This is a genomic window from Pseudomonas sp. GW822-FHT06D10, assembly GCF_058799535.1.
In genome coordinates, this window is record NZ_JBXALN010000004.1 from 571,961 (window position 1) to 587,516 (window position 15,556).

General features: G+C 66.5%; 14 protein-coding genes. 7 read left to right on the forward strand and 7 right to left on the reverse strand.

The features are described from left to right. Window positions 1–12: 12 nt before the first annotated feature. Genes AC1RL5_RS16470 through AC1RL5_RS16480 form a run of 3 tightly spaced genes read right to left on the reverse strand, consistent with a single transcriptional unit; the run spans window position 13 to window position 2,083 of the window. Entirely contained in the window at window positions 13–651 is a 639-nt protein-coding gene (locus tag AC1RL5_RS16470) for a response regulator (RefSeq protein ID WP_072451447.1), read from the reverse strand. Next, window positions 651–1,922 (reverse strand): sensor histidine kinase, encoded by a 1,272-nt coding sequence (locus AC1RL5_RS16475; RefSeq protein ID WP_492589744.1) that lies wholly within the window; start codon window positions 1,920–1,922, stop codon window positions 651–653. Before AC1RL5_RS16475 ends, AC1RL5_RS16470 begins: the two co-directional genes overlap by 1 nt. Before the next feature lie 2 nt (window positions 1,923–1,924). Further along, window positions 1,925–2,083 carry a hypothetical protein gene (locus tag AC1RL5_RS16480; RefSeq protein ID WP_015635009.1) on the reverse strand — a complete coding sequence of 53 codons (159 nt, stop codon included), beginning with the start codon at window positions 2,081–2,083 and terminating at the stop codon, window positions 1,925–1,927. Between the two features lie 119 nt (window positions 2,084–2,202). On the opposite strand from AC1RL5_RS16480, the gene AC1RL5_RS16485 reads away from it, so the two are divergent. The 6 genes from AC1RL5_RS16485 (at window position 2,203) to AC1RL5_RS16510 (ending at window position 7,430) form a co-directional block, all read left to right on the forward strand. Then, on the forward strand, window positions 2,203–3,387 hold the full coding sequence (locus tag AC1RL5_RS16485) for an ABC transporter substrate-binding protein (protein ID WP_492589746.1): 1,185 nt from the start codon (window positions 2,203–2,205) through the stop codon (window positions 3,385–3,387). Between the two features lie 30 nt (window positions 3,388–3,417). Continuing rightward, complete coding sequence (locus tag AC1RL5_RS16490) at window positions 3,418–4,392, forward strand: YVTN family beta-propeller repeat protein (RefSeq protein ID WP_072451450.1); 975 nt, start codon at window positions 3,418–3,420, stop codon at window positions 4,390–4,392. After that, window positions 4,389–5,147 carry an ABC transporter ATP-binding protein gene (locus tag AC1RL5_RS16495; RefSeq protein ID WP_103408176.1) on the forward strand — a complete coding sequence of 253 codons (759 nt, stop codon included), beginning with the start codon at window positions 4,389–4,391 and terminating at the stop codon, window positions 5,145–5,147. The genes AC1RL5_RS16490 and AC1RL5_RS16495 overlap by 4 nt, the downstream gene beginning before the upstream one ends. Then, the gene (locus AC1RL5_RS16500) at window positions 5,144–5,935 is read left to right on the forward strand and encodes an ABC transporter permease (protein ID WP_047336281.1); all 792 of its coding nucleotides are present in this window, start codon (window positions 5,144–5,146) and stop codon (window positions 5,933–5,935) included. Before AC1RL5_RS16495 ends, AC1RL5_RS16500 begins: the two co-directional genes overlap by 4 nt. A 232-nt stretch (window positions 5,936–6,167) precedes the next feature. Then, complete coding sequence (locus AC1RL5_RS16505; protein ID WP_492589748.1) at window positions 6,168–6,710, forward strand: PQQ-dependent catabolism-associated CXXCW motif protein; 543 nt, start codon at window positions 6,168–6,170, stop codon at window positions 6,708–6,710. A 54-nt stretch (window positions 6,711–6,764) separates the two neighbouring features. After that, window positions 6,765–7,430: a response regulator transcription factor gene (locus AC1RL5_RS16510; protein WP_072451454.1), complete on the forward strand. Its 666-nt coding sequence runs from the start codon at window positions 6,765–6,767 to the stop codon at window positions 7,428–7,430. A 682-nt stretch (window positions 7,431–8,112) separates the two neighbouring features. Here AC1RL5_RS16510 and nahK read toward each other — a convergent pair. The 4 genes from nahK to AC1RL5_RS16530 all read right to left on the reverse strand — a co-directional run bounded on the left by nahK (window position 8,113) and on the right by AC1RL5_RS16530 (window position 14,544). Next, window positions 8,113–10,749: a hybrid sensor histidine kinase/response regulator gene (gene nahK, locus AC1RL5_RS16515; RefSeq protein WP_492589750.1), complete on the reverse strand. Its 2,637-nt coding sequence runs from the start codon at window positions 10,747–10,749 to the stop codon at window positions 8,113–8,115. Then, window positions 10,679–11,842 (reverse strand): nitric oxide-sensing protein NosP, encoded by a 1,164-nt coding sequence (gene nosP, locus AC1RL5_RS16520; protein WP_011060502.1) that lies wholly within the window; start codon window positions 11,840–11,842, stop codon window positions 10,679–10,681. The genes nahK and nosP overlap by 71 nt, the downstream gene beginning before the upstream one ends. Before the next feature lie 262 nt (window positions 11,843–12,104). Further along, window positions 12,105–13,289, reverse strand: coding sequence for a porin (locus AC1RL5_RS16525; RefSeq protein WP_492589752.1), 1,185 nt, complete (start codon window positions 13,287–13,289; stop codon window positions 12,105–12,107). A gap of 208 nt (window positions 13,290–13,497) precedes the next feature. After that, on the reverse strand, window positions 13,498–14,544 hold the full coding sequence (locus AC1RL5_RS16530) for an Ldh family oxidoreductase (RefSeq protein ID WP_492589754.1): 1,047 nt from the start codon (window positions 14,542–14,544) through the stop codon (window positions 13,498–13,500). 131 nt (window positions 14,545–14,675) lie between these two features. Between AC1RL5_RS16530 and AC1RL5_RS16535 the strand changes: the two genes are divergently transcribed. Then, entirely contained in the window at window positions 14,676–15,551 is an 876-nt protein-coding gene (locus tag AC1RL5_RS16535; protein ID WP_011060499.1) for a MurR/RpiR family transcriptional regulator, read from the forward strand. Window positions 15,552–15,556: the final 5 nt, after the last annotated feature.

The window sequence follows — 15,556 nt, forward strand, 5'->3', positions numbered from 1 at the left end:
AACCATACCCCCTCACCCCGCCACCCGCACCACCCCCATATCAATCCCCAAATGCACCAACTCCGCATGGGAGCTGACCTGCAGCTTGCTCTTGAGCAAGGTCAGGTGGTTGGACACAGTCTTGGCGCTGATGCACAACTGCTCGGCAATCACCCGCGCCGGGGTGCCCTTGGCCAGCATCACGAAGATCTCCAGCTCGCGCTGGGTCATGCTCTGCAAACGCGGGTCGCTGCTGTTCTGCGCCGGGGTGCAGGCCAGTTGCGTGGCCAGGGGCTGTTCGATGTAGGCGTGCCCGGCCAGTACTCGGTGCACCGCTTCGATCAGCACCTGGGGCGCGGAGTTCTTGGTCAGGTAGCCCGAGGCGCCGGCCTCCAGGGCCTGGCGCACCAGGGGCAGTTCGTCGTGCATGCTGAAGAACAGCACCCGCAGTTGCGGCAGGCGCTGGCGCAGGCGGCGGGTGGTCTCCAGGCCGCTGATGCCCGGCAGGCCGAAATCCATGATCACCAGGTTCGGCACTTCTTCGGCGACCCGGGCCAGGGCCTCTTCGCCGCTGGCCGCTTCACGCACCTGCATCGCCGGCAATACCGCGCGCAGCAAGCTGGCGTAACCCTGGCGGACCACGGCGTGGTCATCCACCAACAAGATGTTCATCAGGCCTCCATGGGCATGTTCAGGGGCATGTTCAAGGCCAGGGCCCAACCGGCGCCGGGACGGCTGAGGATGTGCAGTTCGCCGCCCAGGCTGCGGGCCCGCTCAGCCATCGAGTGCAGGCCGACGCCGGGGCGCTGGGGCTGGCGCGCGCCGCGACCGTTGTCGCGCACCAGCAGGCGCAGGCCCCGGGCGCTGCGTTGCAGGCGCACCCGTACCTGGCTGGCGTCGGCGTGCCGGGCGACATTGGTCAGTGCTTCTTGCAGCAGGCGGTAGAGGTGGGTCTTGCTGGCGCTGGGCAACGCTGGCAGGTCGGCGCCGACCCGCAATTGGCAGTCGATGCCCTGGCTGTCCTGCCATTGGCTCACCAGCAGGCCGAAGGCTTCGGCCAGCGGCAGGTGCTGCAGCACCACCGGGTACAGGTCCTGCACCAGGGCGCGAAAGCCTTGCTGCAAGCGCTCGCAGTTGAGCTCCAGGGCCTGGGCCGTGTGCTCCACTACCGTCGGCTGGTCGGCCACCATGCGCAGCAGGCAGACCTGGGCGCGGATGCCCGCCAGGTATTGCCCGAGGTCGTCGTGCAGGGTCTGCGCCAGGTAGGTGCGCTCGCGCTCCTGCACCGCCAGCAGGGCCTGGGTCAGTTGAGTGTTGTCGGCGCGGGTCTGTTCCAGGGTCGCGGTCATGCGGTTGAAGTGCCCGGCCAATTGCCGCGCTTCCGGCAGGCCGGCTTCGCGCAGGCGCACCGTCAGTTGCCCGCCGGACACTTGCTGTAAAGCCCGCAGCAAATCATCCAGCAAGCCCATGCCACGGCGCACCGCCCAGCGGATGGTCAGCAGGCTCAGGAGCAGGGCCAGGCCGCACAGGCTCAAGAGCTGTTGCAGGGAATCCCAGACTTCGTCGATCTCATCGCGCGCGTCCACGGCGATCAGCACCCGGCGGCCGTCGCCCAGGTCCAGTTCGCGGGCGCTGTGGCGGCGCTCGCTGAACAACTGGCGGCCGAGCCAGGCGTCCAGCCCGGCCTCCTCCGGCATGCGTGCCGCCTCGTCAGGCGCCAGCCAGTGCACCCGCACATGGCGCAGGCTCTGGGTCAGGTGCGGTTGCAGGCCCGCCGGGTTGCGCGCGGCGCTGTCGCTCAAGTACTCCACCACCGCCTCGGCGGACTGCAACTCACGCTCGACATCGGCCACCGCCTGATGCAGCAGCAAGGCGGCGCAGGCCAGCGTCACCACGGCAAAGAACGCCGAGACCCACAGGTTGATCCGCCACAGCGCCGACATGCCTAGCGCCCCGGCACCAACGGCAGCGCTTGGGGCAGCACCGGGCGCGGGCCATGCAGACGGTCGACGCCGATCAGGCTAAGGATCAGCAGCAACGGCAACAGCAGCAATTTGAGGATGCGCATGACGGTGTTCTCCAGGGTCGGGGCCGCTGCAACCATGCTAAGACCGCCGCACCCGCGCCGGGCTACTACCTTGGTACTGCCCGGGCGCTACTTTCTGCATATTTCCCCGCCCCGGTACTCTTCCTATGCTGGCGCCACCTGCCGTGGAGTGCCTTATGCACCAGCCTGCCCCGCTTATCCCGACCTGCCTGCTGGCCCTGGCCTCGGTCCTGTTGCCCCTGGCCGCGAGCCAGGCCAGCGAGGACCCCTTGCAGGTGCGCATCGGCTACCTGGGCTATCGCCCCGACCCCGGCCCGCTGCTGTCCAACATCATTCCCGAGCCAGCCGACGCCGGGCTGCAGGGCGCGCAGCTGGCGATTGTCGACAGCAACAGCACCGGGCGCTTTCTCAAGCAGCAGTTCCAGCTCGACAGCGCCAGCGTCGACAGCCCCGGGGCACTGCTGCAAGCCGCCAAGGCCCAGCACGACCAGGGCCTGCGGCTGTTCGTGGTGAATGCCCCGGCGGCCAGCCTGCGCGAGTTGTCCGCCGCCCTGCCCGACAGCCTCTTGTTCAACGCCGGCAGCCCCGACGACCGCCTGCGCAGCAGCCAGTGCCTGGGCAACGTACTGCACAGCCTGCCCGGCCGGGCGATGCTGGCCGACGCCCTGGTGCAGTTCATGGTGCTGCGCAAATGGCAGCGGGCCTTGCTCGTCGTCGGCCAGACCGAGGATGACCGGGCCTACGCCGATGCCCTGCGCCGGGCCACCCAGCGCTTCGGCGTGAAGATCGTCGCGGAAAAACCCTGGACCTTCGACAACGACCAGCGCCGCAGCGCCCAGGCCGACATGCCGCTGTTCACCCAGACCGCCGAATACGACGTGGTGCTGGTGGCCGACGAGCGCGGCGACTTCGGCGAATACCTACCCTACCAGACCTGGTACCCGCGCCCGGTGGCCGGCACCCAGGGCCTGACCCCCACCGGCTGGCACAAAAGCGTGGAAACCTTCGGCGCCGCGCAACTGCAAAAGCGCTTCGAAACCCAGGCCGGACGCTGGATGAACGACCGCGACTTCGCCGCCTGGATGGCCGTGCGCAGCGTCGCCAGCGCGGTGAGCAAACTGCGCCAGGCCGACCCTCGGGCCCTGCAGGCACTGCTGCTCAGCGACCAGTTGCCCCTGGACGGGTTCAAGGGCCGCAAGCTCAGCTACCGGCCGTGGAACGGCGAACTGCGCCAGCCGATTCCCCTGGTGCAGCCCCGAGCCCTGGTCAGCACCTCGCCCCAGGACGGTTTCCTGCACCCCTTCAACGAAATGGACAGCCTGGGCTACGACCGCCCCGAAGTGACCTGCCGCTACCCCTGATCCCATAACCACAACAACAAGGAATCCGCCATGCGCCGCCCCCTTCTCTGCCGCTCCGCCCTGTGCGCGGCCCTGCTGCTCGCCGCCGGGCACGCCATGGCCGCCACGGCCTGGGTCTCCAACGAAAAGGACAACAGCCTGAGCCTGATCGACCTGCAGACCCTGGAAGTCACCGAGACCCTGCCGGTGGGTCAGCGCCCGCGCGGGTTGCTGCTGTCCCATGACAACAAGCTGCTGTACATCTGCGCCAGCGATTCGGACCGGGTCCAGGTGATGGACGTGGCCACCCGCAAGATCATCAAGGAACTGCCGTCCGGCAAGGACCCCGAGCAGTTCGCCCTGCACCCCAACAACCGCTGGCTGTACGTATCCAACGAGGACGATGCGCTGGTCACGGTGATCGACACCGAGACCGCCAAGGTCCTCGGCCAGATCAACGTCGGGGTCGAGCCCGAAGGCATGGCGGTGAGCCCCGACGGCAAGTGGGCGGTGAACACCAGCGAAACCACCAACATGCTGCACTGGATCGACACCAGCACCCAGACCCTGGCCGACAGCACCCTGGTGGACCAGCGCCCGCGTTTCGTCGAGTTCAACCAGGACGGCTCAAGGCTTTGGGCCTCAGCGGAAATCGGCGGCACCGTGACCATCCTCGACGTGGCCACGCGCCAGGTGCTCAAGACCCTGAACTTCAAGATCAAGGGCGTGCACCCGGACAAGGTGCAGCCGGTGGGCATCAAGCTCAGCGCCGACGGCAAGTACGCCTTCGTCGCCCTGGGCCCGGCCAACCACGTGGCGGTGATCGACGCCAAGACCTACGAGATCCTCGACTACCTGCTGGTGGGGCGGCGGGTCTGGCAGCTGGCATTCACCCCGGACCAGAGCCAGTTGCTGGCCACCAACGGGGTCAGCGGCGATGTTTCGGTGATCGACGTGAACAGCCTCAAGGTGCTCAAGTCGGTGAAGGTCGGGCGCTATCCCTGGGGCGTGGTGGTGACCCCATGAACGCCCTGGAGGTCAGCCAGCTGAGCTTCGCCTACGGCCCGCGCCAGGCCCTCGATCAGGTCAGCCTGAGCCTGGCTCCCGGGCGCTTTGCCGCGCTCTTGGGGCCCAACGGCGCCGGCAAGTCGACCCTGATCGCCCTGCTCACAAGGCTCTACGACCTGCAGCAGGGCGACATCCGCGTCGGCGGCTGCTCGCTGCGCAACGCCGCCCGCGCCGCCCTGCGCCAGCTCGGCGTGGTGTTCCAGCAAAGCACCCTGGACCTGGACCTGAGCGTGGAGCAGAACCTGCACTACCACGCCGCGCTGCACGGTTTGTCGCGGCGCCAGGGGCAGGCGCGGATCGACGCCGAACTGGCGCGCCAGGGCTTGAGCGAACGGCGCCGGGACAGCGTGCGCGCCCTCAATGGCGGCCACCGCCGACGGGTGGAAATCGCCCGCGCCCTGCTGCATGAACCGCGCCTGCTGCTGCTCGATGAAGCCAGCGCCGGCCTCGACCCCGCCAGCCGCCTGGCGCTCAACCGGCACATTCGCCAGCTGTGCCAGGAACAGCGCCTGAGCGTGCTCTGGACCACCCACCTGCTGGATGAGGTGCAGGCCGACGATCAGTTGCTGATCCTGCATCAGGGGCGCCTGGTGGCCAGTGGCGTGGCCGGCACCATCAGCCAGGAACAGGGCGGCGACCTGGGCACAGCCTTCGCCCGCCTGACCCAGAATCCCCAGCCACGCCCGGCCCCGATAGGAGAACCGCTCGCATGAACGCCTACTGGCAATGCCTGCGCGGCATCGTGCTGCGCGAATGGCTGCGCTTCGTGCTGCAGCGCACGCGCTTTCTCAGCGCCCTGGTGCGCCCGCTACTGTGGCTGCTGGTGTTCGCCGCCGGCTTTCGCGCCGCCCTGGGCATCGCCATCATCGAGCCCTACAGCACCTACATTCCCTACGAGGTCTACATCGTCCCGGGGCTGGCCTGCATGATCCTGCTGTTCAACGGCATGCAGGGCTCGCTGTCGATGGTCTACGACCGGGAAATGGGCAGCATGCGCGTGCTGCTCACCAGCCCCCTGCCCCGGGCCTTCCTGCTGGCCAGCAAGCTGCTGGCCACCTCGCTGATCTCGCTGCTGCAGGTCTACGCCTTCCTCGCCGTGGCCTGGCTGTATGGCGTGCAACCGCCGGCCATGGGCCTGCTGGCCGCGCTGCCGGCGCTGCTGCTGGTGGCCCTGATGCTCAGCGCCCTGGGGCTGCTGCTGTCCAACGCCATCCGCCAGTTGGAGAACTTTGCCGGGGTGATGAACTTCGTGATCTTCCCGCTGTTCTTTTTGTCCTCGGCGCTATACCCGCTGTGGAAGATGCTCGAAGCCAGCCCCTGGCTGTACTGGCTGTGCGCCCTCAACCCCTTCACCCACGCCGTGGAACTGGTGCGCTTCGCCCTGTACGAACGCCTCAACCTGCTGGCCCTGGCCGTGTGCCTGGGCCTGACCCTGGTGTTCTCCCTGCTGGCGGTGCTGACCTTCAACCCCCAGCACGCCGCCCTGCGCAAAAGCACCTGAGCCACAATCCTGCCACCCACCTCCACCCAACGTAGGAGCTGGCTTGCCAGCGAAGAGGCCCGCAATCCCAACGCCAGACCCCAGGCCCCTTTCGCCGGCAAGCCGGCTCCTGCACAGCGCTTGCCCATGGGCGATCTACGACTTTGGTACTGCTTTTGCTGTCGATGGTCGCATTCACAAAAGGCCCTGCCCTGGCATGTAATGGGCCTATAACAAAAAGGATAAAAACCTTATGCCCCGTGCCTTAGAGACCCTGGCCGCGCTAACCCTGAGCCTGGCCCTGGGCGCCGCCCATGCCGCTGCCCCGCTGTTTTCCGCCGAGGGCTATCGCACCAGCCTGTACCGCAGCCCGACCCCGCTGCAGATCGACCAGGGCCGGATCATCGACACCCCGGGCCTGCAAGAGCTGCTCAAGGAGCAACCGGCGCCCCTGCTGATCGACGTCTACCGTCGGCAATGGCTGCAGGGCCGCTTCATCGACAGCGAGCCCCACGCCAACCTCCCCGGCAGCCACTGGCTGGCCAACACCGGCGACGGCGAACTGGGCCCCGAGTGGCAGGCCTATTTCGCCGGCAACCTGCAACGGCTGAGCCACGCCGACCCGCAGCGCGCCCTGGTGTTCTATTGCCGTGCCGATTGCTGGCTGAGCTGGAACGCGGTAAAACGCGCGGCAGCCCTGGGCTATAAGAATATCTACTGGTACCGCGACGGCCTGGATGCCTGGGAGGCCGCTGGCCTGCCCGTGGAGGCAGCCCGGCCGCAACCCTTTCCCTGAGCGCCGCAGCACGGCGTTGCCGCCCCCATAACCACAATAACGAGGTGAAAGGCCATGTATAAAATTCTGATAGCCGACGATCACCCACTGTTTCGCGAAGCCATCCACAACGTCATCAGCGACGGATTTCCCGGCAGCGAGGTGATGGAAACCGCCGACCTGGACAGCGCCCTGGCCCTGACCCAGGAACACGACGACCTCGACCTGATCCTGCTGGACCTGAACATGCCCGGCATGCACGGCCTCAACGGCCTGATCACCCTGCGCAACGAAGCGCCAACCATTCCGGTGGTGATCGTTTCCGCCGAGCAGGACAAGCAGATCGTGCTCCAGGCCATCACCTACGGCGCCGTCGGCTTCATCACCAAATCCTCGGCGCGCTCGCAGATGACCGAGGCCATCGAACAGATCCTCAACGGCAACGTGTACCTGCCGCCGGACATCATCCGCACCCAGAAAAGCCCGCCGGGGCGGCGCAGCAGCGAGACCCCGAGCTTCCCCCCGGAACTGCTCCAGGCCCTGACCCGCAAACAGCTGTTGGTGCTGGAACGCATGACCAAGGGCGAATCCAACAAGCAGATCGCCTACACCCTGGACATTGCCGAAACCACGGTAAAGGCCCACGTCTCGGCGATTTTGCGCAAGCTCAACGTGCACAACCGGGTGCAAGCGATCCTCAGTGCCGGGGACATCGATTTCGGTGCCTACCTGCGCCGCTAACCCTCTGTAGCCGCTGCCGAGCCTTCGGCGAGGCTGCGACAAGGGCCGAAGGCCCTTCAGCGATCCGAAGACCGGCGCATTCATTGCGACCAACCCCAGGGCGCTGAATCGAGCCACGCGAGTTGTTCTGATAGACCGCGTTGCCAGGGTTGGCGTCTCCTGCGGAGCCGGGCGCAGCCTGCGGCAGCGGCTACACGAAGCCTTCTGCGCCCTGCAAATCCTGCAAATCCTGCAATTCCTACAATTCCTGCAATTCCTGCAAACCCTGTAGCCGCTGCCGAGCCTTTGGCGAGGCTGCGACAAGGGCCGAAGGCCCTTCCAGCGATCCGAAGCCCCACGCGTTCATCGCAACCAACCCCAGGGCGCTGAATCGAACCATGCGGGTTGTTCTGCTAGACCGCGCTGGCAAGGTTGGCGTCTCCTGCGGAGCCGGGCGCAGCCTGCGGCAGCGGCTACACGAAGCCTTCTGCGCCCGCCCTGCAAATCCTGCAATTCCTGTAGCCGCTGCCGAGCCTTTGGCGAGGCTGCGACAAGGGCCGAAGGCCCTTCCAGTGACCCGAAGACCGGCGCATTCATTGCGACCAACCCCAGGGCGCTGAATCGAGCCACGCGGGTTGTTCTGATAGACCGCGCTGGCAGGGTTGGCGTCTCCTACGGAGCCGGACGCAGCCTGCGGCAGCGGCTACACGGGGGGCGTCAGCAGGTGGCTGATGGCGGTCTTGAGTTTCATCGGGCGCACGGGTTTGTGCATCAGGGTGTGGCCCAGTTCGCGCAGTTGCTGTTTGAGCTCGTTGCTGTAGTTGGCGGTGATCATCATCGCCGGGATCGCCAGGGCGCGACGGGCGTTGATTCGCGCTACCGCATCGATGCCGTTCTGTTGCTGGTCCAGGTGGTAGTCGGCAATCAGCAGGTCGGCCTCGGCGCGGTAGTCGTCCACCTGGCGCGCCAGGTCTTCTTCGGACAAGGCGGTGATCACCTGGCAGCCCCAGCCTTCTAGCAAGGTGCGCATGCCGGCGCAGATCGCCGCGTCGTTATCCAGCACCCAGATCCGCGCCCCCTGCAAACGCTCCAGCAGGGCGTCGCCCAGCTCCGGGCGCGGCGCTGGCAAGGGCGCGCTGGCGCTGATCGGCACTTGCACGCTGAACACCGAACCGCGCCCCGGCCAGGAGCGCACGCCAATGCGGTGCCCGAGAATCCCGGCAATCTTCTCGACGATGGCCAGCCCCAGGCCCAGGCCGCGATCCTGGTCCGGGCGCTGTTCTTCGCCACGCTTGAACTCCTGGAAGATTTCCTCCAGGCGTTCGGCGGCGATACCCATGCCGCTGTCCCAGACTTGGATCGACAACCAGCGCCCCTGGCGCCGACAGCCCAGCACCACCCGGCCCTGGCGGGTGTAGCGGATGGCATTGCTCAACAGGTTGCGCAGAATCCGCGCCAGCAGCTGGATGTCGCTGCGCACCAGCGCCGAGCAGGCCACGAAGTGCAGTTCCAGGCCTTCGCTGCGGGCCACCTGGGCGTACTCGGCGGCGAGGTTTTCCAGCAGCTCGCTCAGGGCGAAAGGCGCGATGTCGGCCTTGATCACCCCGGCATCGAGCTTGGAAATGTCCACCAGGGTACCCAGCAGGTTTTCCACGTCTTCCAGGGAGTTGCTGACATTGCGCACCAGGGCGCTGCTGGCCTGGGGATCGCGACGCTCCAGCAAGGCGCTGGTGAACAGCCGCGCGGCGTTCAGGGGTTGCAGCAGGTCATGGCTGACCGCGGCGAGGAACTTGGTCTTCGACAGGTTGGCCCGTTCGGCCTCGGCCTTGGCCTCGCGCAGCCGCGATTCAACCCGGCTGCGCTCTTCGATCTCGCGCAGCAGCTGCTGGTTGAGGGTGGTCAGCTCGGCGGTGCGTTCGCGCACCCGCAGCTCCAGGTTCTGGTAGGCCTGATGCAGGGCCTCGGCGGTGCGCCGGCGCTCGGTGATGTCGCGGATCAGCACGAAGATCCCCACCACCTCGCCATTGGCCAGGCGGTTGGGCACGTAGGAGCGCAGCATGTAGCGCTCCTGATTGTTGATGTTGGTCTCGGCGAATTCGAAGGTCACGCTCTCCCCGGCCAGGGCCCGTTCCACATAGCTTTCCAGGCGCTGGTAGTGCTGCTCGCTGTGCACCTCGCGCAGGCTCTGGCCGAGCATCACGCCGCGGGGCCAGCAGTACCATTCCTCGTAGACCTTGTTGGTGAACTCGTACACCAGGTCGGCATTGAGGTAGGCGATCAGCGCCGGCACATGGTCGGTGATCAGGCGGATCCAGCGTTCGCTTTCGCTCAGGGCCTCGGCGTGCTGGTAGCGCTCGGTGATGTCGGTGAAAGTGTTGACGAAACCACCGGTAGGCAGCGGATGGGTGCGGATCTCCAGCACCCGGCCATCGCTCAGGCGCTGCTCGCATTCGTGGATCGGCCGGCCGTTGGCGTCGCGGCTGTCGGGGCTCAGCAGGCGCAGTTCGCTGTCGCCGATGACCTCGGCAAACAAGCGATGCGCGGCCACCGGGGCCAGCCCGCTGAGTTCCAGGAAGCGCCGGTTCCACAACTCCAGCACGCCCTCGGCGCTGACCATGGCCACGCCCTGGGACAGGTTGTCCACCGCCCGTTGCAGCAGGTGGGACTTTTGCGCCACCGCCTGTTCCCGGCGCAGGGTTTCGCTGTGCTTGACCTCGGTGATATCGGTGAACAGGATCACCCGCCCGCCTTCCCGGGTCGGCCGCTCGCTGACCTGCAGCCAGCGGCCGTTATGCAGGCGATACAGCAACTGCTCGTCACCGCCACTGCGCGGTTCTTCGCTGAACAACCCGGTGCTGGTCAGCAACCTGCGCACTTCCGAGAGGCGCATGCCGGCCATGATCCGCACCCGGCTGTGGCTCCAGAAGGCACGGAAGCGGCTGTTGAACAGGACGATGCGCTGCTCCTGGTCGAACAGCACGAAGGCGTCGGAAATGCTCTCGATGGCGTCGATCAGGTGCTGGTGCGCCGTCTCGGCCCGCAGCCGCGCTTCGCTGAGCAAATGGTTGCCGGCCTTGAGCTCGGCCATGGCCTGGTTCAGGGCGTCGGTGCGTTCGCGCACCTGCTCGGCCAGCACCACCGAATGCTGGAACGCCGCATAGGGGTCATTGCCCCGGGTGATGCCGGATTCGACCCGTTCGATCAGCGCCTCGTTGATCCGCCGCAGCTTGCGGTTCTCGCGCTGCAGGTCATCGAGCTGCGCTTGCAGCTCAGCGGCGGGCCGGAGTTCGACTGCGGGCAATGGCGACCCCGGTGAAGGTCTGGTTGATGTGCATGCCATTGAACTGTTCTCCGTAGGTGTTGAAACCCATCACCCGCTGTTCCCGCAAAAAGGCCCCGATCTGCTCCAGGCTGCCCTGCCCCTCCAGCTCCAGGCGGCGCAAAAAGCAGTCGCAGCCAATGGTCAGCAACAACCCGCCGAGGCGCTGCTGCAAGCCGTCGAACAGCTGTTGCAGGTTGGGCAGCAAGGGGCCGGGGGTCATGGCGGTGAGGACGATGCCGTTTTCCACCGCGCAGTAGAAACTCAGGCTCAGGTCCGGGTGCACCTGCTGCACCGCGCGCACGTAATAGTGCTGGTTGATGCGCACCGCCAGGGGGTGGGCGGCGAACACCCGGTGGTCGAGCTGCGCCAGGGGCACGCCGATCAGCCGCGCGTACTCCTCGGCGGCGGGCTCGGCGTTCAGTTCATAGACCCGGCGCAAGGTACTGTCGGCACCGGTGACCACCAGTTTTTCTTCCCGGGGCTGGATGTGGTGGGTGGTGAACACCTCGAAATCCAGCCAGGTGTTGACCAGCACCACCACCGCCGCGCCGCTGTGGAACTCGCCGCCGTAATACACGTGGGTGTGGGTCAGGTAGTTGTCATCGCCGGCCGAACCGCCGAAATGCGGAATGTCCCCCAGGGCCGCGCTGAGGGCGGCCAGGACCATTTCCTCGCGGCTCGACAGGCCGTCCAGCAGGGTCAGGGCGAAGCTGTTGCCCTTGATCGGCGCCAGGGTGTTGCTGCGGCAGCGGCCCACCAGGCGTTCGACCATCTGCTGGGCGTCGATCAGGCTGAAGTGCTCCATCTGGTCGATCAGTTCGGCGGCGATGGAAAAGTGCCGGTGATCGAAGCCGATGGCGGTCACGCAATTGCGCCCGTAGCCCAGGGGGGTGATTTCCCCGGCGCTGGTGCAGCCCACCAGGGGGATGCCGCCAAAGCTCTGTTGCAGGGCCGGGCCGAGGGTTTGCAGGGGGTATTCGGCGGAACAGAAGAACAGCACGAAGCCCAGGTGCGGATGCAGCAACTGGCTGGCCAGGTCCTGGGCCACCTGCTGCGGATCGACGGCCTGGGACATGGCGCTGACCACGCCCTCGCTCTGGGCTTGCTGCATCGTCGCCTCCGGCGCGGGTTGTCTGAGCAATGAGTGTACGAAGCCGGCCCCGGGGCACGAATGCTACTTGGGTAGCGGGTAGCCGGTTCCATGGGTGTAGGCGCTGGCTTGCCAGCGAAGGCGTCGGCCGGTTTGGTGCAGGGCTGGCGGGCCTCTTCGCCGGCAAGCCGGCTCCTACGGGAAATGCACCAATGCGCAAAACAGGCGGGGAATGCGGGGCGCCGGCCCGGGCGCGATGCGCACGCCAGGGCCGGCGCTGGGGTTACCAGGTCAGTACGGCACCCACGGCGAAGGTGTCGGTGTTTTCGTTCTGCGCGGTGGTGTGGTGGCCGTCGATCTCGAACTGGTTGTACTCGGCCACCAGCTTGAGGTTGTCGTTGATGTCGTGGAACAGCGCCACGCCCCGGGTCTGGTAGTCGGCGCCGCTGCCGACCACGCCGTTGCCGTCGTCACGGGTCTTGCCGTAGGACAGCGCCAGGCGGTTCTTGCCCACCTTGTACGAGCCCTGCAGCAGGTAGCCCTTGCTGTCGACATTGCGCAGGGTGGCCTCGCCGGCATTGTTGGTGAAGAACGGGTTGATGCCCTTGGCCTGGAACCCGGAACCGGTCAGGGACAACCCGCCCATCTTGGCCTGCAGGCCATAGCCCAGGCCTTTGGAAGTCACTGACTGCACGCTGGGGTCGGTGTTGTCGGAGGTCTGGTAGCTGCCGTTGAGCCAGCTGTAGAACTTGGCCCCGCCCAGGTCGAACTGGTAGGTGATCTCGCTCTCGGTGCGCGGGTTCTTCTGGTAGGCCTTGCCCAGGGCGCTGCTGTCGTTGGTGTCCACCGGGTCGAGGATGCCCACCGCCACCCGCAGGCCGTCCATCACCGGGCTGCGGTAAGTGATCTGCGACGACGGAAAGGGATAGGGATAACCGCTGCCGATGTTGCCGAACGACACCCCGCCGCCGTCCACCAGCCCCAGGCTGTCGCTGACCTGGCCGTACCCGGCGAGCATTTCATCGAGCAGGATGTTGGAACGGGCGAACAGGCCGAAGTCCTTGCCGATCAGCACCTCGCCCCACTCCGGGTTGGCCACGGTGCCGTAGAACTGGCGCACGTCGATGGCGGTGTCGGTGCCGTTGGTCTCGCTGTCGTTGATGGTCACCCAGAACGAGGCCCGGGCGCCGAGCTTGAGGTCGTCCACCTGCTTGCCCATGTTGAAGCCCAGGTAGTTGGGCAGAAAGCCCATCTTCACCCGCGCCTGCCGGCGGTCGTACTGGTCGCCGGCGCGGTCGACCTTGCTGTTGACGTAGAAGGCGTTGATGTAGCCGTCGGTGGAAAAGGTCGTCTGGTCCTTGTCGTACAGCATGATCTCGGCTTCGGCGACAGTGCCCAGGCCAAGGGTCGACAGGCCGACAAGCAGGGCCGGAATCAGAGGGTACTGGCAGTTCTTATTGTTATGCATGGCGCGCTCCGCAAACGGGGGACGAAATGTCGGAGGCGATTATCGAAACGCGCCAAGGCCGCCCATAGGCTGCCTTGGGGGCAAGTTCACGGTGCTTTGGAGGGGCTGGCAGGGAGCGGCAAATCCGATCCACGACCGGCCCGCTACCGGGCCCACTACCGGGAGTAGCACCAAGGGTTTATCGACCCCGGTGCCAAGGGATAAGGCCTTAAGCCTCGGCCGCCAAAGCGCGCAGTCGCGCCAGTTCGGCAACGGCCAGGGGAATGCCGTGCTCCAGCGATTTGGCCCGGGTGCGGTAGCGCCGGTCGCCGGGCATGCGCTCCAGGCCCGCGGCCTGCATCTGCCGCACCAGCTCGCCGCTGCGCTGGGCAAAACGCCCGCCACCCAGGTGGCTGGGGTCGATGACGATCAGCAGTTGCCCGGTCCAGGGCGTTTGCGCCCCGGGGTGTTGCGACCAGTCGAACTCGAAGGAGAAGTTGCCACCGGTCAGCGCCGCCGCCAGCAGCTCCACCATCATCGACAGCGCCGAGCCCTTGTGCCCGCCAAAGGGCAGCAAGGCGCCGCCGTCGAGAATCGCTGCCGGGTCGCAAGTGGGCTGGCCATCGCGATCCACCCCCATGCCCGGCGGCAGCTGCTGGCCCTGGCGCTTGGCGATCTGCACATCGCCGTGGGCGATGGCGCTGGTGGCCAGGTCGAAGACGATGGGCTCGGCGCCCTCGCGGGGTGCGGCAAAGGCAATCGGGTTGGTGCCGAACAGCGGGCGCTGGGCGCCGTGGGGCACCACGCAGGTCATGCTGTTGACCAGGCTCAGGGCCACCAGGCCTTCTTCGGCGAAGGGCTCGACATCCGGCCACAGGGCGGCGAAGTGATGGGAATTGCGAATCGCCAGGACCGCGATCCCGGCGCTGCGAGCCTTGCTCAACAGCAGCTCGCGGGCCGCCGCCAGGGCCGGCTGGGCAAAGCCGCCGCCGGCGTCCACCGCCACCACGCCGGGGGCCACATCCTCCACTTGCGGCAGCGCCTGCCCATTCACCCAGCCACTGGCCAGGGACGACAGGTAACCGGGAATGCGGAACACCCCGTGGCTGTGGGAACCGTCGCGCTCGGCGCGGGCGCAGTTGTCGGCCAGCACCCGGGCCACTTCGGCAGAGGTGCCGTGGCGAAGAAAAATGCGTTGCAGCAAGTCGGTCAAGGCCGGCAGGTCGAGGTGCTCGACGGGTGCCTGCGCCAGGGTCGCCTGGTTCGCTTCGGTCATTGCAGCTCCATTGGAATTGTTATTGGAAGGTGCCTGACTATCGCGTCACGCCAGTTAACTGTCAAATGTTGACTTCATGACAGAAAACATTCATTTTCCATTGTCAACGGCCCACAAGAATGAAAACAACCATGAGCCAACCCATCAAGCAACGCCTTGAAAGCAGCCTGTCCAGCGCCACCGCGTCGGGCCGGGCGATTGCCAGCTACATGCTGGCCAACCTCTACGAGCTGCCCTTCCAGACCGCCGCCGACATCGCCGAAAAACTCGGCGTCAGCGAATCCAGCGTCGGCCGCTTCTGCCGCGCCATCGGCTACAGCCATTTCAAGGATCTGAAAAACGACCTGAAGAACGACCTCGGCGAAGGCCCGTGGCTGGTGGGCGACCGCCTGCAGGAATTTCGCCAGCAGCCCAACCCGGCGGCCCAGGGCCTGCCGCGCAGCTTCGAGCTGGAAGTCGGCGCGCTGGTCAAGGTCTACGAATACAGCCTGACCCCGGCCTGGCAGACCGTGGTCCAGCGCCTGGCCAGCCGGCGCCGGGTGTACGTGGCGGGGTTCCAGACCGAGCGCGGCATCGCTGCCTCCATGGTCCACCTGCTGCAATACCTGCGCGACGGCGTGCACCTGGTGGACGGCGCCGCCGGGCATTTCGCCGACGTACTGCTGAGCCCCGCCGAGGACTGCGCCCTGGTGGTGTTCGAGGCCCGGCGCTACTCGCGCCACGCCCTGACCCTGTGCCACAAGGCCCGCGAGGCCGGGATTCCGGTGACCCTGGTCACCGACACCTTCTGCGACTGGGCCGAGCAGAACGCCGACGAGGTGTTCCGCGTGCCCACTGAATTCAACCTGTTCTGGGAATCCACCGCGGCCATGCTGTCGCTGGTGCACCTGTTGGTCAACGAGGTGTGCAAGCACCTGGGACCCGAGGTGGAAAAACGCCTGGAAGCCACCGCTGCCCTGCATAACGAGTTTGTTGGCTACACATCGTCCGCCCGACCAAAACAATAAATAAC